This window comes from Paenarthrobacter aurescens (assembly GCF_041549525.1).
GTDB classification, from domain to species: Bacteria; Actinomycetota; Actinomycetes; order Actinomycetales; family Micrococcaceae; genus Arthrobacter; species Arthrobacter aurescens.
The window spans coordinates 2527413-2548221 of record NZ_CP157456.1 but is presented as its reverse complement, the minus strand read 5'-3'; the positions used below and the strand labels follow the sequence as shown (position 1 = coordinate 2548221).

Annotated in this window: 14 protein-coding genes and 1 tRNA gene; 9 read left to right on the top strand and 6 right to left on the bottom strand. The window is 61.9% G+C overall.

The window, feature by feature from the left end; all coding sequences use genetic code 11:
• Positions 1-169: 169 nt before the first annotated feature.
• The 3 genes from ABI796_RS11785 to ABI796_RS11775 form a co-directional block, all read right to left on the bottom strand.
• Positions 170-245: transfer RNA gene (locus ABI796_RS11785), tRNA-Lys, on the bottom strand.
• Positions 246-363: 118 nt separating this feature from the next.
• Entirely contained in the window at positions 364-1527 is a 1164-nt protein-coding gene (locus tag ABI796_RS11780; RefSeq protein WP_141285171.1) for a sorbosone dehydrogenase family protein, read from the bottom strand.
• Between the two features lie 23 nt (positions 1528-1550).
• Complete coding sequence (locus tag ABI796_RS11775) at positions 1551-2579, bottom strand: hypothetical protein (RefSeq protein WP_246095861.1); 1029 nt, start codon at positions 2577-2579, stop codon at positions 1551-1553.
• Between the two features lie 179 nt (positions 2580-2758).
• On the opposite strand from ABI796_RS11775, the gene ABI796_RS11770 reads away from it, so the two are divergent.
• The 9 genes from ABI796_RS11770 to metG all read left to right on the top strand — a co-directional run bounded on the left by ABI796_RS11770 (position 2759) and on the right by metG (position 16592).
• A complete protein-coding gene (locus tag ABI796_RS11770) occupies positions 2759-3691 on the top strand; it encodes a LysR family transcriptional regulator (protein WP_141285174.1) in 933 nt (310 codons plus the stop codon).
• 91 nt (positions 3692-3782) lie between these two features.
• Positions 3783-5504 (top strand): dihydroxy-acid dehydratase, encoded by a 1722-nt coding sequence (gene ilvD / locus ABI796_RS11765; protein WP_141285194.1) that lies wholly within the window; start codon positions 3783-3785, stop codon positions 5502-5504.
• A 294-nt stretch (positions 5505-5798) separates the two neighbouring features.
• Positions 5799-7703 (top strand): acetolactate synthase large subunit, encoded by a 1905-nt coding sequence (locus ABI796_RS11760; RefSeq protein WP_141285196.1) that lies wholly within the window; start codon positions 5799-5801, stop codon positions 7701-7703.
• Positions 7704-7705: 2 nt separating this feature from the next.
• Positions 7706-8218: an acetolactate synthase small subunit gene (gene ilvN / locus ABI796_RS11755; protein ID WP_011775174.1), complete on the top strand. Its 513-nt coding sequence runs from the start codon at positions 7706-7708 to the stop codon at positions 8216-8218.
• Between the two features lie 76 nt (positions 8219-8294).
• A complete protein-coding gene (ilvC, locus tag ABI796_RS11750) occupies positions 8295-9320 on the top strand; it encodes a ketol-acid reductoisomerase (RefSeq protein WP_141285198.1) in 1026 nt (341 codons plus the stop codon).
• Positions 9321-9629: 309 nt separating this feature from the next.
• A complete protein-coding gene (gene serA / locus ABI796_RS11745; protein ID WP_141285200.1) occupies positions 9630-11225 on the top strand; it encodes a phosphoglycerate dehydrogenase in 1596 nt (531 codons plus the stop codon).
• Positions 11226-11435: 210 nt separating this feature from the next.
• The gene (locus tag ABI796_RS11740) at positions 11436-14246 is read left to right on the top strand and encodes an FtsX-like permease family protein (protein WP_141285202.1); all 2811 of its coding nucleotides are present in this window, start codon (positions 11436-11438) and stop codon (positions 14244-14246) included.
• Entirely contained in the window at positions 14243-14998 is a 756-nt protein-coding gene (locus tag ABI796_RS11735; RefSeq protein ID WP_141285204.1) for an ABC transporter ATP-binding protein, read from the top strand. Before ABI796_RS11740 ends, ABI796_RS11735 begins: the two co-directional genes overlap by 4 nt.
• Before the next feature lie 34 nt (positions 14999-15032).
• Positions 15033-16592 (top strand): methionine--tRNA ligase, encoded by a 1560-nt coding sequence (gene metG / locus ABI796_RS11730; RefSeq protein ID WP_141285206.1) that lies wholly within the window; start codon positions 15033-15035, stop codon positions 16590-16592.
• A gap of 119 nt (positions 16593-16711) precedes the next feature.
• Here metG and ABI796_RS11725 read toward each other — a convergent pair whose 3' ends face one another.
• From ABI796_RS11725 to ABI796_RS11715, 3 genes are all read right to left on the bottom strand, one after another.
• A complete protein-coding gene (locus ABI796_RS11725) occupies positions 16712-19177 on the bottom strand; it encodes an ABC transporter permease (protein WP_141285208.1) in 2466 nt (821 codons plus the stop codon).
• Between the two features lie 3 nt (positions 19178-19180).
• A complete protein-coding gene (locus tag ABI796_RS11720) occupies positions 19181-19972 on the bottom strand; it encodes an ABC transporter ATP-binding protein (RefSeq protein WP_141285210.1) in 792 nt (263 codons plus the stop codon).
• Between the two features lie 121 nt (positions 19973-20093).
• Entirely contained in the window at positions 20094-20807 is a 714-nt protein-coding gene (locus ABI796_RS11715) for a response regulator transcription factor (protein WP_141285212.1), read from the bottom strand.
• Positions 20808-20809: the final 2 nt, after the last annotated feature.

Sequence of the window (20809 nt, the reverse complement as noted above, 5' to 3'; positions counted from 1 at the left end):
ATTCGCATTCCTCGTTGACCTCCGCAACGACAAATAACTCTACACCACTTTTTTGTGCCTGGGGACCAGAATGCGCAGGGCGTGATGAACGCCATGTGTTGTCTTGAATGAGTTGTCCCGCAAAACACAAAAAGGCCTTGGAGTGATAATCACTCCAAGGCCTTCTCCTTGGTGCACCCCCCGGGACTCGAACCCGGAACCCATTGATTAAGAGTCAATTGCTCTGCCAGTTGAGCTAGAGGTGCAGCTGTTGATTTGGTTCCTGCCTGAGAAGCTTTTCTTTCTCCGGCGATCTCCGCAACGACATGTAACTCTACACGACTTCCGCCGAAGTGTGAAATCAGCGGTTCGCCGCCTCCGGCCTTACCGTCCTGCCCTCAGAATCAGCGCAAAATCGGGGTTTTTGTTGTTGCTGATCACCCAAAGGGTGCCGTCGGGGGCGCGGGCAACGTCCCGCAGGCGCCCGTATTGACCTGTGAAATAAGCCACAGGCGAGCCCGCGGTCTCCCCATCGAGTGGAACCGCCCAGAGTCGTTGCCCGCGGAGCGCCCCCGTATAGGCGATGCCGTCAACGATTTCGAGTCCGCTGGGTGAGGCCTCGGAGGTTGACGGCCAGACCACCTTCGCGTCGATCATGCCGCTGCGGCCCGGCGCGCCGGTCACTGCAGGCCAACCATAGTTGCCGCCAGGGGTGATCAGGTTCAACTCATCATCCACGTCCGGGCCGAATTCGCTGGCCCAAAGACGTCCATCGCTGTCCCAAGCCAGTCCCTGCACGTTTCGGTGCCCGTAGCTGTAGACGGGGTTCTCACCGAACGGGTTCCCCGGGGCCGGGCGGCCTTCCGGAGTGAGCCGCAGGATCTTGCCGCCCAGGGCGTTGGTGTCCTGTGGTTGTTCCCTGCGTTGGGAATCGCCGGTGCCTACGTACAGGAGTCCATCGGGACCGAATCGTATGCGGCCCCCGTTGTGCGTGGAAGCCTTGGGCATGCCGGAAAAGACCACTTCCGGCTCACCCAGAGCCAGCGTCCCACCCGCGTCCCCGGTCAGCTTCATGCGTGCAATCCGGTTGTCATCCGGGGAGGTGAAATACGCGTAAAGCCACCGGTCCGTTGCGAAGCCGGGTGAGAGGGCCAAACCCAGCAGGCCCCCTTCTCCGCCGGGGTCGACGCCGGGAACCTCACCAACAGTGGCGGCTTGGCCATTGCGGATGCTCTTGATCCGGGCGGAGTCACGTTCGGAGACTACAGCTGTGCCATCGGGCAGGAAGACTACCGACCACGGCAGCTGGAGTCCGACGTCGAGCTTTTGGGCCACTTCCGGGGCCATTGGTGACGCGGTGGTTGGTTGCCCGCCTTCCGTGGCAGGAGCCCCGGACGTGGCCACCGGTGTTGCTGCGGTTCCGGGCGAGGATGGACTGCCCGTACATCCACTGAGGATCAGCAGCAGGGACAAGGGCAGAGCGAGCGCAATGGCAGGCACCAAACGTTCACGCCGTTCCCGGTGGTGCCTGCCATGTGTCACAACCATGGTGTCCCTGACCGTCCGCCGGATCAGTGCCTGTTGCGGCGGGGTGGCCGGAAGCCCGCTGCTTCGGCGTGCGCGGATGATTCGAACCACACGTCAGCGGGAGCGTCTTCATAGCCGGCAGTGTCTTCATCGTGGTAGGTCATGGCAGCTGCGCTGGCTTTAACGGGATAGGCGTCCCCTGGTGCGCTTGAGGAGCCGGTCCCATAAGGGTGCTCGACAGCCAGATGGCCTGAGCCCGCCGAATCTTCGGCTGCAGCGGACTCCGCGCCCGGCAACGTGGGGGAGTGTGGGTCCGTGTATTCGTGATGATGGACCGGGGTGCCGCCGGCATCCGTCCAGGAAGATTCCCATTCGGCCTTATCGGCTGCTGCATCCGCCTTTGCGGTGTCCTCAGCCAGGACCCCGCCGGTGTCCGGGGTAGAGGTTGCCGCTGCAGAACCGGAGTCCCGGTGGACAGCATCGCCGGCGTCGGCCGCGTGAACCTTCGCGTCCGTGTCCACCACAGGCTCTGCCACTACCGGTTCGTCAATGACCGGCTCGGCCACTGAGGGGGAAGCGATGACGGGTTCGGCAACGCCCAAGCCCGGAGTTGCAGCCGGCCGGGCGTCTGTGGCGGGAGCTGCCGGAGAATCGTCGACGGCGGCGCGCGGCTCGGTCTCCACGTCTGCTGCTGTGGGGGGTTCTGCTGCAGTGGGGGATTCCGCTGCAGCGGGGGACGCTCCGTGGGCAACATCTGCTTCGGTGGCATCCGGGTCGGCAACATCAGGCTCGTTGAACCTGGGGCCGCTGCCCTCCGTGGCGGATTTGCCGGAATTGGTGACCCCCGCCAGGCCTGCTACACCTGCTGCCGTTGCAGCGGGATCCGGCATGGAAGCTGTGTTGCTTGGCTCCATGGCTGCCGGGGCGGCGGTCACGGTGTTTCCGGACACGCGGTCATCGGCCGGAGCCCGGCTTGCGGTGGCATCGGTTGTCCGCGCCTTGTTGCGGTTCATCAGCCACCAAACAATCGCGACGACCAAAACAATGACAATGACCCAAATTAACCAGTCCATGGTGGAAGCCCTTCTGCTCACAGGGGTGCAGCTCGTGGTATTCCCGACGTTACGTGCCTCCTTATGGGCTGTCCAGCGTTTGACCTGCTGCTTCGCCGTAAATATCAGCTTCCTGACTAAGCAGGGAGTGAAAAGAATTCGGGACCGGTTAATTGCCTTCGGTCACCTAGTCTGGCTCCATGGACTTCAAAAGGCTGCAGATTCTGCGCGAATTGGCGGACCGGCAAAGTGTTGGCGCAACTGCCGAAGCAATGAATGTCACGGCCTCTGCCGTTTCGCAGCAGTTGAAAACACTTCAAGCCGAGATCGGCGTTGTCCTGGTGGAGAAGGTGGGCCGGGGAGTTCAGCTCACGGAAGCAGGACTGGCCATGGCCGCCGCGGCATCGGACATAGCCACAGCCATGGCCAGGGCCGAGTCCACCATTGACACATACCGGAAAGGTTGGCAGACACGGGTCTCCGCAGCTTTCTTTCCCAGTGCTGCTGAAATGCTGCTTCCCGGAGTGTTGCACCGGGTTGCCTCCGTTGAGGGGCTCAGTTTTGATGCTCACTTCGAGGATCCCGGAACCGCCCACTTCGCTCCCTTGGTGGCCGACTACGACATCGTTCTGGCGCACAGTGTGAACGGTCCGGAGGTTTTCGCCAAGAAAGGCCTGACGGTAGTTCCCCTTTTGGAAGAAGCTCTGGACGTGGCCATGCCCGCTGGTCATCCCTTGGCGGCCAAAGTCCGGCTAAGCCCGCCGGACGTCATTGATTACCCATGGATAGGAGTGCCGGAGGGATTTCCTTTCGACACTGTCCTTCGCCAGATAGAACTCCTTGCAGGCAGGCGGGCCTCCAGGGGGCAGCGATACCCGGACCTGAGGGTGCTTGAGGCCTTGGTGGGAGCAGGGCACGGCATCTGCCTCCTGCCTCGGTACACGGCCCGGGCAAGCGCGCGGCGTGGTCTGGTTCTTCGCCCCCTCACCGGGGTGAAGGCGAGCAGGAGCATTGTGGCTTTGTCGCGGCAGGAGGTGGCCGCGAGATCCACTATCGGGATCGTTTTGGACATGCTCAAGAGCGAAGCTGCCGCGATCGCCAAGGAACTCAATGCCTCACATGTGAACATCTGAGGGCCGGTAATAACCGCAATATTGGAAAGTATGGGCTTAACCCGGCGTGCAACAGCGCCTGCAAGTGTCCGGTGCACATAGACTTTGGACCATGAGTGAGACCACCCCGATTGCGACAACGAACACCCCGGACATCAAACCCCGTAGCCGGGTGGTAACCGACGGCATTCATGCGGCCCCTGCCCGTGGCATGTTCCGTGCGGTGGGCATGGGCGACGACGACTTCGCCAAACCGCAGATTGGCGTTGCGAGTTCATGGAACGAGATCACTCCCTGCAATCTTTCCCTTAACCGCCTCGCCCAGGGTGCCAAGGAAGGCGTCCACGCCGGCGGTGGTTTCCCCATGCAATTCGGCACCATCTCCGTGTCGGACGGCATCTCCATGGGCCACGAGGGCATGCACTTTTCCCTGGTTTCCCGTGAGGTCATTGCAGACTCCGTGGAAACGGTAATGCAGGCCGAGCGTATTGATGGCTCGGTGCTCCTTGCCGGCTGCGACAAATCTCTTCCGGGCATGCTCATGGCCGCGGCCCGTCTGGACCTCGCATCGGTCTTCCTCTACGCAGGCTCCATCATGCCGGGCTGGGTGAAGCTCGAAGACGGCTCAGAGAAGGAAGTCACCCTCATTGATGCCTTCGAGGCCGTGGGGGCCTGCGCCGCCGGGAAGATGAGCATGGAAGACCTCACCCGGATCGAGAAGGCCATTTGTCCCGGCGAGGGTGCTTGCGGCGGCATGTATACGGCCAACACCATGGCCTGCATCGGCGAGGCACTGGGCATGTCCCTCCCGGGTTCAGCCGCCCCGCCCTCGGCAGACCGCCGTCGTGATGACTTTGCCCGCAAGTCCGGCGAAGCGGTAGTGAACCTGCTGCGCCTGGGAATCACAGCGCGGGACATCATGACCAAAAAAGCCTTCGAGAATGCCATTGCCGTCACCATGGCGTTCGGCGGTTCCACCAACGCCGTGCTGCACTTGCTCGCGATCGCCCGTGAAGCCGAGGTTGAGCTGACGCTGGAGGACTTCAACCGCATCGGGGACAAAATTCCGCACTTGGGTGACCTCAAGCCTTTCGGCCGTTACGTGATGACCGACGTCGACAAGATCGGTGGCGTACCGGTCATCATGAAGGCACTGCTCGACGCCGGACTGCTGCACGGTGACTGCCTCACCGTTACGGGCAAGACACTTGCTGAAAACCTTGCCTCCATCAACCCGCCGGACCTGGACGGCAAAATCCTCCGCGCCCTGGACAACCCCATCCACAAGACCGGCGGCATCACCATCCTTCACGGTTCCATGGCTCCGGAGGGCGCCGTCGTCAAGAGTGCAGGCTTCGATGCCGACGTCTTTGAGGGGACTGCGCGTGTCTTTGAGCGCGAGCAGGGCGCCCTGAGTGCGCTGGACAACGGTGAGATCAACAAGGGTGATGTTGTGGTCATCCGATACGAGGGCCCCAAGGGAGGCCCGGGCATGCGCGAGATGCTGGCGATCACCGGAGCCATCAAGGGTGCGGGCCTTGGCAAGGATGTCCTGCTGCTGACCGATGGCCGCTTCTCAGGAGGCACAACAGGCCTGTGCATTGGACACGTTGCGCCTGAAGCTGTGGACGGCGGGCCCATTGCCTTTGTGAAGGACGGCGACCGCATCCGCGTGGACATTGCCGCACGTTCCTTCGATCTCCTGGTTGACGAAGCCGAACTCGAAGCCCGCAAGGAGGGCTGGGAGCCGCTTCCCGCCAAGTTCACCAAAGGCGTGCTGGCCAAGTACGCAAAGCTTGTCCACAGTGCTTCCACCGGGGCGTACTGCGGATAATTCCTGTTTGGGACTCCGGTTGTCATGAGACGGCCGGAGTCCGGCAGGCGGACATCGCTGTCCAAATAGTGAGATACGATAGTGGTCAATTGACACGTATCTCACTTAGAGGGAACACTGAACGCATGATCACATTCGTTACCGTTGGCGTCGTCGTCCTTACCAAGCGCGTGGCTTAGCCCGACTGGTAACGAACCGTCACGCGCAAACCCCTCGAAGAGCCGGAAGGCTGAGGGGTTTTTTTATTCCCCGAAGCAAGATCCATCTAATGAAGATCCACTAAGGAAGAGTCCGATGAGCAAAGGATCGCCGATCAGCCCCTCGCTGATGGCTGCAAAGTCCGCTGGAGCCTACAAAGCTCCGGAAAAGGTCGACCGTACGGCTGAGGCCGTCGTCGTCGACGCTGCTGCACCTCTCTCTCCTGTACTTGGGCCGAACACCGTTGTACCCCCAACGGTGATGTCCGGCTCACAAGCAATTGTCCGTTCGCTCGAAGAACTCGGCGTGGACGATATTTTCGGTTTGCCCGGTGGCGCGATCCTGCCCACCTACGACCCCTTGATGGCCTCCAGCATGAATCACATCCTGGTCCGTCACGAACAGGGAGCCGGCCACGCCGCGCAAGGCTACGCCATGGTTACCGGACGGGTTGGCGTTTGCATCGCCACCTCAGGACCCGGTGCCACCAACCTCGTTACCGCCATCATGGATGCCCACATGGACTCCGTGCCGATGGTGGCCATCACCGGCCAGGTATCCAGCGGAGTGATCGGTACCGATGCCTTCCAGGAAGCGGACATCGTGGGAATCACGATGCCCATCACCAAGCACTCGTTCCTGGTCACCGATCCCAATGACATCCCGCACGTCATGGCAGAGGCTTTCCACCTGGCATCCACGGGCCGTCCGGGTCCGGTCCTGGTGGATATCGCCAAGGACGCCCAGGTGGGCCAGATGACCTTCTCCTGGCCGCCGAAGGTGGATTTGCCCGGTTACCGTCCGGTGGTGCGTGGCCACAACAAGCAGGTCCGTGAAGCTGCCAAGCTGATCGCTGCCTCCAGCAAGCCGGTACTGTACGTCGGTGGCGGTGTGGTGAAGGGCCACGCCTCCGCGGAGCTCATGGAACTGGCGCTGGCAACCGGCGCTCCAGTGGTCACCACCCTCATGGCCCGTGGCGCCTTCCCGGATTCGCATCCGCAGCATGTGGGCATGCCCGGCATGCACGGTTCCGTTTCCGCCGTCACAGCCCTTCAGCAGGCGGACCTCCTGATCACCCTCGGTGCCAGGTTTGACGACCGCGTCACTGGCGTGCTGAAGACCTTTGCCCCGTTCGCCAAGGTCATCCACGCCGACATCGACCCCGCGGAAATCTCCAAGAACCGCACTGCCGATGTCCCGATTGTGGGTTCGGTCAAGGAAATCATTCCCGAGCTCACAGAAGCCGTGAAGACGCAGTTCGAACTGAGCGGGACCCCGGACCTGGATTCCTGGTGGGCCTTCCTGGGCAACCTTCGCGATACCTACCCCTTGGGCTGGACCGAGCCCGAAGACGGCCTCACCGCCCCGCAGCGCGTGATCAAGCGCATCGGTGAACTCACGGGTCCGGAAGGCATCTACGTTGCAGGCGTTGGCCAGCACCAGATGTGGGCAGCCCAGTTCATCAAGTACGAGCGCCCGCACGCCTGGCTGAACTCCGGTGGTGCTGGAACCATGGGATACTCGGTTCCGGCAGCAATGGGTGCCAAGGTAGGTGAACCGGACCGCGTAGTGTGGGCAATCGACGGCGACGGCTGCTTCCAGATGACCAATCAGGAACTGGCCACCTGCGCCATCAACAACATCCCCATCAAGGTGGCCATCATCAACAACTCCTCACTGGGCATGGTCCGCCAATGGCAGACACTGTTCTACGAGGGCCGCTACTCCAACACGGACCTGAACACAGGCCACGACACCGTCCGCATTCCGGACTTCGTGAAACTGGCTGATGCCTACGGTTGCGCAGCACTTCGCTGTGAGCGCGACGAAGACATCGACGCCACCATCCAGAAGGCGCTGGAAATCAACGACCGCCCCGTGGTGATCGACTTCGTGGTCAGCCCCAACTCGATGGTATGGCCCATGGTGCCTGCGGGCGTCAGCAATGACCAGATCCAGGTTGCCCGCAACATGACCCCGGAATGGGAAGAGGAGGACTAGGCATGAGCCGTCACACACTGTCCGTTCTGGTAGAGGACAAACCCGGCGTACTGACCCGCGTGGCCAGCCTCTTCGCCCGGCGCGCGTTCAACATCAATTCACTGGCTGTGGGACCCACCGAGGTTCCCGGCATGTCCCGCATGACGGTAGTCGTCGACGCCGACGGCGACCTCATCGAGCAGGTCACCAAGCAGCTGAACAAGTTGGTCAATGTGATCAAGATTGTTGAGCTGACTTCTGAATCTTCCGTACAACGTGACCACATCCTGGTCAAAGTACGTGCGGATGCCGCGACACGTCTGCAGGTTACCCAGGCTGCAGATCTGTTCCGTGCCGCAGTCGTCGACGTCTCCACAGACTCGTTGGTGATTGAGGCAACCGGTACCCCCGAGAAGCTCGCTGCGCTCTTGTCAGTGCTCGAGCCGTTCGGCATCCGTGAAATTGTGCAGTCCGGCACCTTGGCCGTTGGACGGGGATCCCGCTCCATGAGTGACAGGGCGCTCCGTTCGGCGTGAATCGCCCGTCGTTGAGCCCAGTACCGCAGCACCACTATCAATATCTACGAAAAACCACTCAAGAGGAGTTACGCAAGTGACTGAAATGTTCTACGACGACGACGCAGACCTGTCGATCATCCAGGGCCGCAAAGTAGCCATCGTTGGCTACGGCTCCCAGGGCCACGCCCACGCGCTGAACCTGCGCGATTCCGGCGTCGAGGTTGTTATCGCGCTGAAGGACGGCTCCAAGTCGGCCGCCAAGGCTGAGGACGCAGGCTTCACCGTCAAGAACGTTGCCGACGCCGCCGAATGGGCCGACGTCATCATGATCCTGGCACCGGACCAGCACCAGCGTTCCATCTACAACGACTCCATCAAGGACAAGCTGACCGAGGGCAAGGCGCTTGCCTTCGCCCACGGCTTCAACATCCGCTTTGGCTACATCGAAGCTCCGGCTGGCGTTGACGTCATCCTGATCGCCCCGAAGGCTCCGGGCCACACTGTGCGCCGCGAATTCGAAGCCGGCCGCGGTATCCCGGACATCATCGCTGTGGAGCAGGACGCAAGCGGTTCCGCTTGGGACCTTGCCAAGTCCTACGCCAAGGCAATCGGCGGAACCCGCGCCGGCGTCATCAAGACCACCTTCACCGAAGAGACCGAAACGGACCTCTTCGGCGAGCAGTCCGTCCTGTGCGGCGGCGTTTCCCAGCTGGTCCAGTACGGCTTCGAGACCCTCACCGAAGCCGGCTACCAGCCGCAGATCGCCTACTTCGAGGTTCTCCACGAGCTCAAGCTCATTGTTGACCTCATGTGGGAAGGTGGCATTGCCAAGCAGCGCTGGAGCGTTTCCGACACCGCAGAGTACGGCGACTACGTCTCCGGCCCTCGCGTCATCACCCCCGAGGTGAAGGAAAACATGAAGGCTGTCCTCGCGGACATCCAGAGCGGTGCTTTCGCCAAGCGCTTCATCGATGACCAGGACAACGGCGGCACCGAGTTCAAGGAACTGCGTGCCAAGGCAGAGCAGCACCCCATCGAAGAGGTGGGCCGCGAACTGCGTTCCCTGTTCTCCTGGCAGCAGCAGGACGCTGACTACGTTGAAGGTTCTGCAGCCCGCTGATCCTTTGGCGCCGGCTAAGCAGCCGACGCACTTCGACGCCCGTCCGGTCACCACAGCCGGGCGGGCGTCGTCGCATATCGAGAACCGTTTTTCCCGCCGCTTCTACGCTGTTTCTCCAACGAATTTCACAACCGTGCGGGCTGTGAACTTCTTCACAACCGCTGCCGGTGTGGCCGTAACATCCCCTCCCGGCACCGGAATCCCTCCCCGGATTCGATATTCTGGGCTGGTCCCGGCGCCGTGCCCCGGGCCACGCATCCGCTCCTTGTCCAGTTCTGTCCAAAGTTGTCCAAAGTAAGGTGCCTCCCCGTGTCAGCCAGCAAACCCGTCGTCCTCCTCGCCGAGGAACTTTCGCCCGCCACAGTCGAGGCTTTGGGCCCGGATTTTGAAATCCGACAGACCGACGGCGCCGACCGTTCCCAGCTGCTGTCCGCCATTGCCGACGTCGACGCCATTCTGGTCCGCTCGGCTACCCAAGTGGATGCCGAAGCAATTGCTGCGGCAAAGAACCTCAAGGTCATCGCCCGTGCAGGCGTGGGCCTGGACAACGTGGACATCAAGTCCGCAACCCAGGCCGGCGTCATGGTGGTCAACGCCCCGACCTCCAACATCGTCTCCGCCGCAGAGCTCACGGTGGGGCACATCCTGAGCCTCGCCCGTCACATTCCGCAGGCCAGCTCAGCGCTGAAGAACGGTGAGTGGAAGCGTTCCAAGTACACCGGAATCGAACTTTTCGAGAAGAAGATCGGCATCATCGGCCTGGGGCGCATTGGTGCTTTGGTGGCCGCGCGCCTCCAGGGCTTCGATACCCAGATCCTTGCGTACGATCCCTACATCACCTCCGCCCGGGCAGCACAGCTGGGCGTCAAACTGGTCACCCTGGATGAGCTGCTGGAAAGTTCTGACTTCATCACCATCCACATGCCCAAGACGCCCGAAACCGTGGGCATGCTCGGCGCCGATGCCTTCCGCAAGATGAAGGAAACGGCCTACGTGGTCAACGTGGCCCGCGGCGGACTTGTAGACGAGGAAGCACTCCACGTTGCGCTGAAGGAAGGCCAGATTGCCGGAGCCGGGGTTGACGTCTTCGTCAAGGAGCCCAGCACGGATCTGCCCTTCTTTGAGTTCGACAACGTCATTGTCACCCCGCACCTGGGTGCTTCCACTGATGAAGCCCAGGAGAAGGCCGGTGTTTCGGTGGCCAAGTCCGTTCGCCTGGCACTTGCCGGCGAGCTGGTACCCGATGCTGTGAACGTCGCCGGGGGAGTCATCGCTCCGGACGTCCGCCCGGGCATCCCGCTGATTGAGAAGCTTGGCCGGATCTTCACTGCACTGACCCACGCTTCCCTGACGCAGATTGACGTTGAGGTAGCCGGCGAAATCGCAGCACTGGACGTGAAGGTACTCGAACTGGCCGCCCTGAAGGGCGTCTTCGCCGACGTCGTTACCGAGCAGGTCAGCTACGTCAATGCTCCGGTGATCGCCGAACAGCGCGGCATCAACACGCGCCTGATCACCACACCGGATGCTGAGGACTACCGCAACGTCCTGACAATTCGTGGAGCACTCAGCGACGGCTCGCAGATCTCCGTTGCCGGAACCCTGACCGGTCCCAAGCAGGTTGAGAAGCTGGTGGGCGTCAACGGCTATGACGTGGAAATTCCCATCAGCGAACACCTGGTGGTTGTGGCCTACGCCGACCGTCCCGGCGTGATCGGCACCATCGGACACATCCTGGGCATGAACAACATTAACATCGGCGGGATGCAGGTGGCACGGCAGACCGAAGGCGGCCAGGTTCTGGCGCTGCTGACCATTGACAGTTCCGTTCCACAGCAGGTGCTGGAGGCCATCAAGGCCGGTATCGGCGCGGATATGGTCCGTGAAGTGGACCTGGAGGACTAACACCGATTCACATCAGTGAGGTTCGCGTGCCGGCGACACACCTTGGCACGCAGGAGTGGCCGGTCTGCTTACAATGGCTGGGTCCGCCGATTCGGACCCGGCAGCAGGCCGGCCACAACTTTTTGCACATACAGCCCGGTATTTCTCTGTGTCTTTTGAGGAATCACGGCGTCTGTGTGCGCGCCCGCAATCAAGGTCTCAGGGAGCCCAATGAACGCCGTCCAAAGGTTCATCAGAAGCCGTGTGCTGCTGCTGACCGCGGCCATTTTGATCGTCGCCATGTGCTTGTCCGTCCTCGTTCAGAGCCAGTCGCAGGCGGCTCTGAACAGGACAGTGGACGAGAACTCGCGGGGACTCTACGACATCCTGGTCCAGGCTAAGCCTGACCAGACACAAGATGGCGAAGGCGGTTCATTGATCCAGCCGGAAATCGCCAACGGCCAGGGCGGCATCAGTTTTGAGCAGCTCGAGAAGATCCGCACCATGGGACAAACGGCTGTGGCAGCGCCCATCAGCCTGGTCTCGCGGGTATCGCAGAACCTTGAGGCTCCGCGCCTTAACGCCATGGACTACCTGGGGTACAACTCAGGCCTGGCCGGCGCGGTAACCGCCGGTGATCCCTCCGCCATGGATTCGGGCAAGTGGCCGGCAGCGGAATCCGTGCTGTCCGATTCTCCCAAGAAATACCGGCTGACCGCCTCTGCCACGAGCTCGGATGGCGTGAACCAGCAGACTCTTTTCAAGACCAGCGCCGAAGGCACCCTGGGCAAGGGCCGTCTGATCCAGGAACAGACCGCCGGTGGCAGCAACGTCCGGATCGCCGGGCCTGAAGGCGAGACCGGGATCAAGTTCCCGGCCCCCGCACTCGGCTCGGAGCACAACCTCTTTAACCTCACAGTGGCGCTTCCTTTGGCACCTGAGGTGACAGAGTCCGTCGTCGCGGTTGACCCTGCCGCTGAGCGTGCGCTGCTGGGCTCGGCTGGAGACTTCCTGGCACCGCTGGAGAAGGCGCCTCCGGCAGATGCACGTGACGCCGGGGCTATCGGACGCCACTTTGAAAGTCTCTTCACCACTGGCCTGAGCATGGAGCAGTTGGAAGAAGGACCGGACTTCCTTGGCGTCAAGCTCAAGCATTGGGCGCCGTTGATGACGCAGTACCAGCAGGCCAAGCGTGACGGCCTGCTCACCGATGATTCCCAGGCCATTCCCCTGATTGTCCGCTCCGGCACCTCCCTTGATCTGCAGTACTCGGTGAAGATCGAGGAACTGGACGCCAGCGGCAAGGTGGTCAAGGACGTTGGTACCGTCTCCCGGTCCCTGGACAAGGATTACCTCCCGTTCGTCTCCAAATCTCCCTTCGCCCTTGAATGGCCCGGATCAACGGACCACAGCAAGTTGCTTGGCAGCACGGCGTCCTTCAGCCAGGGTTTGTACAACCCGGCCACGTGGAGCACAGCCTTTGCCGCTGCTCCGCAGTATCAGGATGGCGACGACGCCGCTAATGGTGCGTCGGAAAAAAGTGCCACGCCGGGGGACTGGGTAACAGTGAACCGTTTGCCGGAGAAGTCCTCCTTCGGGGCGCCCGTGGACCAGACCCAGCGCAAACCTGTTGAAGAGCGTTCATACCGCGAAGACCTGGAAACAGGTAAAAAGCCGGCAACGCCGCTGCCCATGGTGTACGGAACCTTTGACCCTGCCGCTGTTAAGGCTGCTGCCGGCGACGTCAACAAGCTCCCGCTGGGCGGCTATGATCCCACCCCCATGACCCTGAGCAAGGACGCTGAGGGCAAAGAGGTTGAGGGTACGGAATTGAAGCCGTCTTTGAGCGCTACGGGCCTGGTCAGCCAGTCCGCCGGTGCCATCACCGACTACTACGGCCTGGCAGCGGCGCGTGGCTACGACAGCAACGCCGACGTCATTGACGCCATTCGTGTCAAGGCATCAGCGGCCGGAAACTGGAAGACCGCACAGCCTGAGGTGGAGAAACTTGCCACCCAGATCCGTGAGCTTGGCCTTGAGGCCACCGTGGTGGCCGGTTCCGCCCGTGAAGACGCCAACATCTTCGTCCCCGGCTACAGCAAGGACGACGCCGGCAAGGAGTCACCGCTGGGCACCGTCCAGCAGTCGTGGGTCCGGCAGGATGCCGCTGACGCCGTCTCGGGCTCGCTCACCAGCACCAACATCACCCTGCTGTTCCTGACGCTTCTTGGGGCCACGCTCCTGACGGGCGCTTCCACAGTGAGCTACATCCGGCAGCGCAGGAGTGAAGCCGGAATTCTCCGGGCCATGGGGTGGACGCAGAAACGCATCCGTTCCTGGGTGTTGGAAGAGTTTGCCGTGGGCGCCGCAGCCCTCGCTGCGGCCGGAGTGATTCTGAGCTTGCTGAGCTGGAACATAGCCACCGTGATCGTCTCGGTGACCATGCTTGTCATTTACAGCGGTGCCGCGTTGTTGGCCGCCCAGCAGTTGCGCCACCGCGTGGTCATTGATCAGGAACCGCAGCATGATGAGCGGCTGGTCACTGTGGACTCACCCCTGACCTTTGCCAACAGGCAGCTGACCACCAACCGTTTCAACTCCATCTCCCTTGCTGTGGCAGTGGGCGTCTTCGGAGCTGCCGTTGGTGCCTTGATTGCACTCCTGATTGACATTCCCCGGGCTGCAGGTGCCAGTGCCTTGAGTGGTCTGGCTGCAGCAAGCATTGCCCTGCCGAGCGTTATCCTTGCTGTCTTCGGTGTGGTTGTAGGCCTGCTCCTGACCTTGGTCACCGGGCGGTTTGAACTTCACGCCAAACGCGAGTACCTCGGCACGTTGAAAGCCATGGGATGGAACCCGGACATGCTGGGCCAAGTCCGCTTCTTCGAAAATGCCCTCGTGGGCACGGTGGCACTCCCATTGGGTGTCCTCGGCGCCTTGGGACTGGGATTGATCCTGGCTCCCTACGCGGCCCTCTGGGCCGGATTGGCTGGCCTGCTGGCCGTTATTTGCTGGATTCCGATTGCAACGAAAGTAGTCAAATGACTGACAAACTCAACCCCGAGCCGACGGCCACCCCGGAGTCCGCGGAAGAGTCCTTGCAGACCCGAGCCAACACCATTGTCAGGGCTGCCGATCACGCAACCCCGTTGGAACTGAGCCGCGTCACCATCCACTACGGTGGAGATAAAGGCGGTGCCGAGGAAGTCGACGTCGTCGATGACTTCAATCTGACCCTGCACGCCGGTGAGATGCATTGCATTGCCGGTCGAAGCGGCTCCGGTAAGACCAGCATCCTGACGGTGAGCGCAGGACTCACCCTGCCGACGTCGGGCAAGGTCTTCTGGGAGGGCCAGCCGCTGGACAGCATGGGCGATGACGAAATCGCGGACCGCCGCCGGGCACTGATCGGCTACGTGGATCAGGGCGGGGCCTTGATTGACGGCATGAGCGCTCTGGAAAACGTCCTGCTCCCTGCTGTACCCGATGGCGAAGTTGAACAGCGTACAGAGATGGCCAAGGACCTCCTGGACCTGGTGGGCCTTGGGCGCCGCATGCGCCACCGTCCGGCTCAGCTTTCCGGTGGTGAGCGCCAGCGCGTAGCAATTGCCCGTGCCCTGATCCTTGGAACCCGCGTATTGGTGGTGGACGAGCCCACGGCCAGCCTCGACCGTGCAGCGGCCAACCGCATCATTGGCATCCTCAAGGACACCACCAGCGATGGCATTGCCGTTCTGGTTGCCTCTCACGACCACGAGCTGGTACGGCTCAGCGATACGCTGACCGAACTTAACTAAGCTATTCCATCCCAAAAAAAGGTAACTTCTTAGAGTGACGTCTCCAGAGAAATCCCCGTTCTACATCACCACTGCAATCAGCTACCCCAATGGCGTGCCGCACATCGGCCACGCTTATGAGGTCATTGCTACTGATGCCATGGCGCGCTTCAAGCGCCTTGACGGTCATGAAGTGTTCTTCATGACCGGAACGGATGAGCACGGACTGAAGATGCAGCAGTCAGCGGAGAAGGAAGGCATCACTGCCAAGCAGCTCGCTGACCGCAACTCGGCGGCCTTCAAGCAGATGAGCCAGGACTTGGGGATCTCCCACGACCGCTTCATCCGCACCACGGATCAGGACCACTACGCCGCCTCACAGGCCATCTGGAAGAAGATGGAAGCCAATGGCGATATCTACCTGTCCAAGTATGAGGGCTGGTATTCCGTCCGGGACGAGGCCTATTACGTCGAGGACGATACTGTGGTGAAGGACGACGGACTCCGCTACTCCAAGGAGACGGACACCCTGGTCACCTGGACCGCTGAGGAGAGCTACTTCTTCCGGCTCTCCAACTACCAGGAGAAACTCCTCGCGCTCTATGAGGAGCAGCCCGAGTTCGGTGCACCGCAGTCCCGCTTCAACGAGGTCATCAGCTTCGTTCGCCGTGGGCTGGAGGACCTGTCCATCAGCCGCACCACATTCGACTGGGGCGTTCCCGTCCCGGGCGATGAAAAGCACGTCATGTACGTCTGGGTTGACGCCCTGACCAACTACCTGACCGGTGTGGGATACCCGAATATTGATTCGGAATCCTTCAGGAAGTTCTGGCCCGCCGATGTCCACGTGATCGGGAAGGACATCTCACGATTCCACGCCATTTACTGGCCCGCCTTCCTCATGAGCGCAGGCCTGGAACTACCCAAGCGCGTCATGATCCACGGCTTCCTGACCAACAACGGCGTGAAGATGTCCAAGTCACTGGGCAACGTTGTTGCCCCGCAGGACTTTGTTGCGCAGTACGGTTTGGACCAGTGCCGGTACTTCTTCCTCCGGGAAGTTCCCTTTGGGGCTGATGGCAACTACAACCACGAGGCAATCGTGGGCCGCATGAACTCCGATCTGGCCAACAACTTCGGCAACCTGGCCCAGCGGTCCTTGTCCATGGTGGCGAAGAACTGCGAAGGTAAGGTTCCGGTTCCCGGTGCTTTCACGGATGAGGACACAGCGTTGCTGGCCCAGGCCGGGGCGCTGCTGGAAACCGCGCGGGCCGCTTTCGACAAACAGGAGTTCAGCCGGGCCCTGGAAGCGATCTGGACCGTTCTGGGCGATACCAATGCCTATTTCGCGGAGCAGGCCCCGTGGGTTTTGCGCAAGACCGATCTTGAGCGCATGAACACCGTTCTTTACGTCACCTTGGAGGTTGTCCGCATTGTGGCGATCCTCGCCCAGCCGGTGATGCCGTCGTCGTCCGCAAAGCTCCTGGAGGTGCTTGGACAACCGGAAGGTCAGTCCCGCCAGTTCGCCGCGGTGGCAACACCGATTGTTGCCGGCACCGAATTGCCGGCTCCGGTTCCGGTCTTCCCGCGCTATGAAGAGCCCGCCGAGGCCTAGGACCCGCTCTCACATCACAGCCGTAAACAAGAAACGCTCTCTCACCTCCTTCCGGTTCATCCGGTGAGGTGAGAGAGCGTTTCAGTTTAAGGGTGATTAGTTGATAGAGCGTTGGGGACTTATGCCGTGGCGAGTCCCTCCACCGGCGACAACCGCGCAGCCCGCCGGGCAGGAACCACCGAAGCCAGGAGGCCCGCCACCACGGCTACGCCGAAGACGGCCGCCAGCTGGAGCCATGGCACCGCCGGGACAACCGTGGCTACGCCTCCCAAAGTTGCCTGCGCTCCGAGCCAGCCGTAAACAATACCCAAGCCAGCCCCGAGGATTGCGGCCACCCCTGCGACGAGCACGGCCTCGATGGCCAGCATCCCGCGCAGCTGGCCCCTTGTCAGTCCCAAGGCACGGAGCAGGGAGTTTTCGCGTGTTCGCTCCAGGACGGAGAGGGACAAGGTGTTGGCCACACCGATCAAGGCAATGACCACGGCGATGCCGAGGAGGCCGGTGACCACCAGCAACAGGACGTCAATGATGCTGTTGAAAGTTACCCGTTCAATGGCGGCTCCACTGACAGTGCGCTCATGCACCCCCAGTGCTCCTGCGATCTCTTTCTGGATGGCCTGAACCTGTTCACCCGAGACCGAATCGTCCAGTTTTACCCAGACCATGCCGGGAGTATCAGGCAGCACAGCTGAGGTGACGCTGGAGATTTCAACGAAGCCGGGCACGTGGCGCGTCCGCAGGACCTGGGCTTCGAGCGTAACGGTACCGGCCGGCGTCGTCAGGGTTGCCGGTCCCTCCGGGGAGTCCTCGGGAAGGTAAACGGTCCCCGCGGACAGTTTCAGGTGACTGTCCCGCACCACCGAAGCGGCATCGGCGGCGGAGAGGCCGTAAATGGTCCTGCCGCCGTTGTGCGTGGCCTCATCGCTCAGCGTTCCCACCGGCTGCAGCAGCACAGCAGAGCTGACGCCGTCGAGCGCCTTGATCCTGGAGATGGCCTGGGAGGGATCGGCAGTGTCCACGGCGGTCTGGGCGGAGAGGTCTACCGGATAGTTTTCCGCCAAGGTGTCGTTGAACGCGTGCCTGGAGGTAGCAGCCCCGGTCATCATGAGCGAGACCAAAGTGACACCGATCAGAAGGGCAGCAGCCGTGGCGGAAGTCCGGGCAGGGTTTCGCGTCGCGTTGACAGCGGCGAGTTTCCCGGGCACTCCGGCCGGTGCTGCCAGGCGTCCGGCCATGGCAACCACTGGGGGTATGAAGAGGGTGGAGCACAGCAGGATTCCCACGAACGAGGCTGCACCACCGAGCAGTGCCACCATCAAGGAGACGCTCATGCTTCCGTAAACCAGCAACGCCGCTCCGCCCACCAGGGCCACTAGGCCCATGACCAGGCGAACCTTGCCACGCCGGTTGCTGACGGACGCGTCGTCAGTGGGTCGGAGTGCGGCAAGCGGAGCCACGGCAGTAGCTGCTTTTGCGGGCACCAGCGCAGCCACAACTGTCAGCAACGTCCCGGCCACCAGGCCTGCAACTATTGCCGACGACGGAACGGCCAGCGTGGCGAATGCCTGTTCAGGTTGGGACTTTGCCCAGGCAATCAAGCCCGTCATCAGGCCTGTAGCAGCGAGGACACCCACTACCGAGGATATGAAGCCCACAACAAGTGCCTCCACCATCACGGATCCGCGGATTTGTGCCCTGCCGGCGCCCAGGCAACGAAGCAGAGCCAATTCCCTGGTCCGCTGAGCTACCAGGACGGAGAAGGTATTTGCAACTACCAACGTGGAGACGAGGATGGCCACGCCTGCAAAGGCGAGCAGGACAACCGTCAACTGATCCTGTCCGGCACTGAGCATGGCCACCGTGGAGGTGACCTTCTCCTGCGCCGTTTCAAGGATCGGCTCAACGGCACCGGCTGATTCCATGCGGTGCGCGATGAACTCCTTGGCAGCGTTGACATCCTCGCCGGCCTTGAGCGTGAATTGCAGACCGGAGAAGCCTGCTCCCGCGTCCTGGACAGCGTTCAGCACTGACTCGGCACCCACCAGCTGCGCTGCCGAGGAGGAGAAGGGATCATTGGTGGCCTTCGTCAGCCCGGAAATGGTCACCTTCGCGGTCTTCACAGGTCCCTGGCCGCGCAGTTCCAACGTGCTGCCCACCGTGAGACCCAGATGCCCGGCCGTTTTGAGATCAATAAGGGCTTCGAATGCCTTTGATGGCATTGACCCGGTGGTCAGGACAGCACCATCGAGGGAAGCCGGCGCCGCATTGCGCAGACGGCCGTATTGCTCACCCCCACCGGCTTGGAAGGTTACATAGGTGGACCGCTCGGCATAACTGTCCTCAACCGAGGGCGAGGAGGACGCCGCATCCACCACTGCCTGGGTGAACGGCTCCCCGCTCCTGGACGTGGCAACAACGTCAGCGTTGCGGTACGCCTCGCCGATGCTGGCCCCGAGCGAGGCATTGGTGCTCGCGCCCACCATGAGGGTGGCCGAGAGAAACATCACAGACAACATGACTGCAAGCCCTATGGCGATGAACCGCCGGGCATGGGTGGTCAATTGGGACAGTGCAACCCGCAACATGCCTCAGGCCCCCAGCTTGCCCAGGGCAGTGAGCACGGACTCTGCTGTTGGCTGGTGAATCTCGCCCACCAGGCCTCCATCGCTCATCAGCACCACACGGTCCGCGTAGCTCGCTGCCACGGGATCGTGAGTGACCATAATGATGGTTTGCCCCATCTCCTGGCTGCTCCGACGCAGCAATGCCAGGACTTCGCCACCGGCCCTCGAATCCAGGTTGCCGGTAGGTTCGTCGCCAAAGACGACGTCGGGACGCGTCAGCAGCGCACGGGCAACAGCCACGCGTTGCTGCTGGCCGCCGGAGAGCTCATGTGGCCGGTGCTTCAAACGGTCCTTGAGCCCGAGTGTGCTGACAACGGTATCCAGCCATCCGGCGTCGGCCGTGGTTCCGGCCAGGGCGAGCGGAAGCGTGATGTTTTGCTCGGCAGTCAACGTGGGCACAAGGTTGAACGCCTGGAAAACGAAGCCGATCCGTTCGCGGCGAAGTGCGGTCAGCTGACGGTCATTGAGCCCGGTCAGCTCGGTGCCGCCCAGAACGATCTTTCCGGAATCCGCGGTATCCAATCCGGCAAGGCAGTGCATCAGCGTTGACTTGCCGGAACCGGAGGGCCCCATGATGGCAGTGAACTTTCCGGCGTCGAAACGCACAGAGACCTTGTTCAGTGCCGTCACGCTGGTATCGGCACGCCCGTAGCTTTTGGTCAGTTCATGGGCCTCAACGGCCGGCGCAGTGGTGCCGTCCGAGGCTTCGGGCCGGCGGGATCCTGACGGGTGGGGGAGGGGCGTAAAAGTTGTCATGGTTTCACGCTATGTTCCGCCCTTGCCGTGCAGGATCGGGCCGCGGGTCCATTATCCCGGGACCGTGCTCATACCGTGGTCTGAGTCCGGCGGCCTTACGGGTATGAGGCCACAGTGCTGACTACGTGCCGGGGGCCACAACGCCGGTCTCGTAGGCAATGACCACCACCTGTACGCGGTCACGTGCGCCGAGTTTGGCCAGGATATGGCCCACGTGGGTTTTCACCGTGGCCTCGGAGAGGAACAGCCCTGCAGCGATCTCCGGATTGGACTTTCCTTGTGCGATCAGTTCGAAGACTTCGCGCTCCCGGGCCGTCAGCCGTTCCACGGCGGCAGCGTGTTCAGTTTGCTCCGGCGTTTGGGTCCTCAGGAGCGGCGCCACATGATCCAGCAAACGGCGGGTAGTGGAAGGAGCGATCACGGCATCCCCGCGATAAACAGTGCGGATGGCTTCAAGCAGTTCCTCCGGTGGGGCATCCTTGAGCAGGAATCCACTGGCACCTGCCTGGATGGCAGCCAAAGCATATTCATCAAGGTCGAAGGTCGTGAGAACCACGATCTTGATCTCAGCCCGTTGGGAGCCCGAGGGCTGCGCCGCAGCCTGTTCCAGAATTCTGCGGGTTGCTTCAATGCCGTCCATCCCCGGCATGCGGACATCCATCAGGACTACGTCTGCGGCCGTGGCGCTCAGGGCTTGGATGGCTTCGATCCCATTACCTGCCTCGGCCACCACTTCAAGGTCCGGCTGGGAATTGATCAGCATGCCAAAACCGGAACGGACCAACTGCTGGTCGTCAACGAGTGCAACCCGAATGGGTGCGGTGATCTCAGGCAAGG

Excerpts from the sequence above, each read along its gene's own strand:
- ABI796_RS11780 (WP_141285171.1), bottom strand. The coding sequence starts at position 1,527 with ATGGTTGTGACACATGGCAGGCACCACCGGGAACGGCGTGAACGTTTG.
- ABI796_RS11775 (WP_246095861.1), bottom strand. The coding sequence starts at position 2,579 with ATGGACTGGTTAATTTGGGTCATTGTCATTGTTTTGGTCGTCGCGATT.
- ABI796_RS11770 (WP_141285174.1), top strand. The coding sequence starts at position 2,759 with ATGGACTTCAAAAGGCTGCAGATTCTGCGCGAATTGGCGGACCGGCAA.
- ilvD (WP_141285194.1), top strand. The coding sequence starts at position 3,783 with ATGAGTGAGACCACCCCGATTGCGACAACGAACACCCCGGACATCAAA.
- ABI796_RS11760 (WP_141285196.1), top strand. The coding sequence starts at position 5,799 with ATGAGCAAAGGATCGCCGATCAGCCCCTCGCTGATGGCTGCAAAGTCC.
- ilvN (WP_011775174.1), top strand. The coding sequence starts at position 7,706 with ATGAGCCGTCACACACTGTCCGTTCTGGTAGAGGACAAACCCGGCGTA.
- ABI796_RS11740 (WP_141285202.1), top strand. The coding sequence starts at position 11,436 with ATGAACGCCGTCCAAAGGTTCATCAGAAGCCGTGTGCTGCTGCTGACC.
- ABI796_RS11735 (WP_141285204.1), top strand. The coding sequence starts at position 14,243 with ATGACTGACAAACTCAACCCCGAGCCGACGGCCACCCCGGAGTCCGCG.
- ABI796_RS11725 (WP_141285208.1), bottom strand. The coding sequence starts at position 19,177 with ATGTTGCGGGTTGCACTGTCCCAATTGACCACCCATGCCCGGCGGTTC.
- ABI796_RS11720 (WP_141285210.1), bottom strand. The coding sequence starts at position 19,972 with ATGACAACTTTTACGCCCCTCCCCCACCCGTCAGGATCCCGCCGGCCC.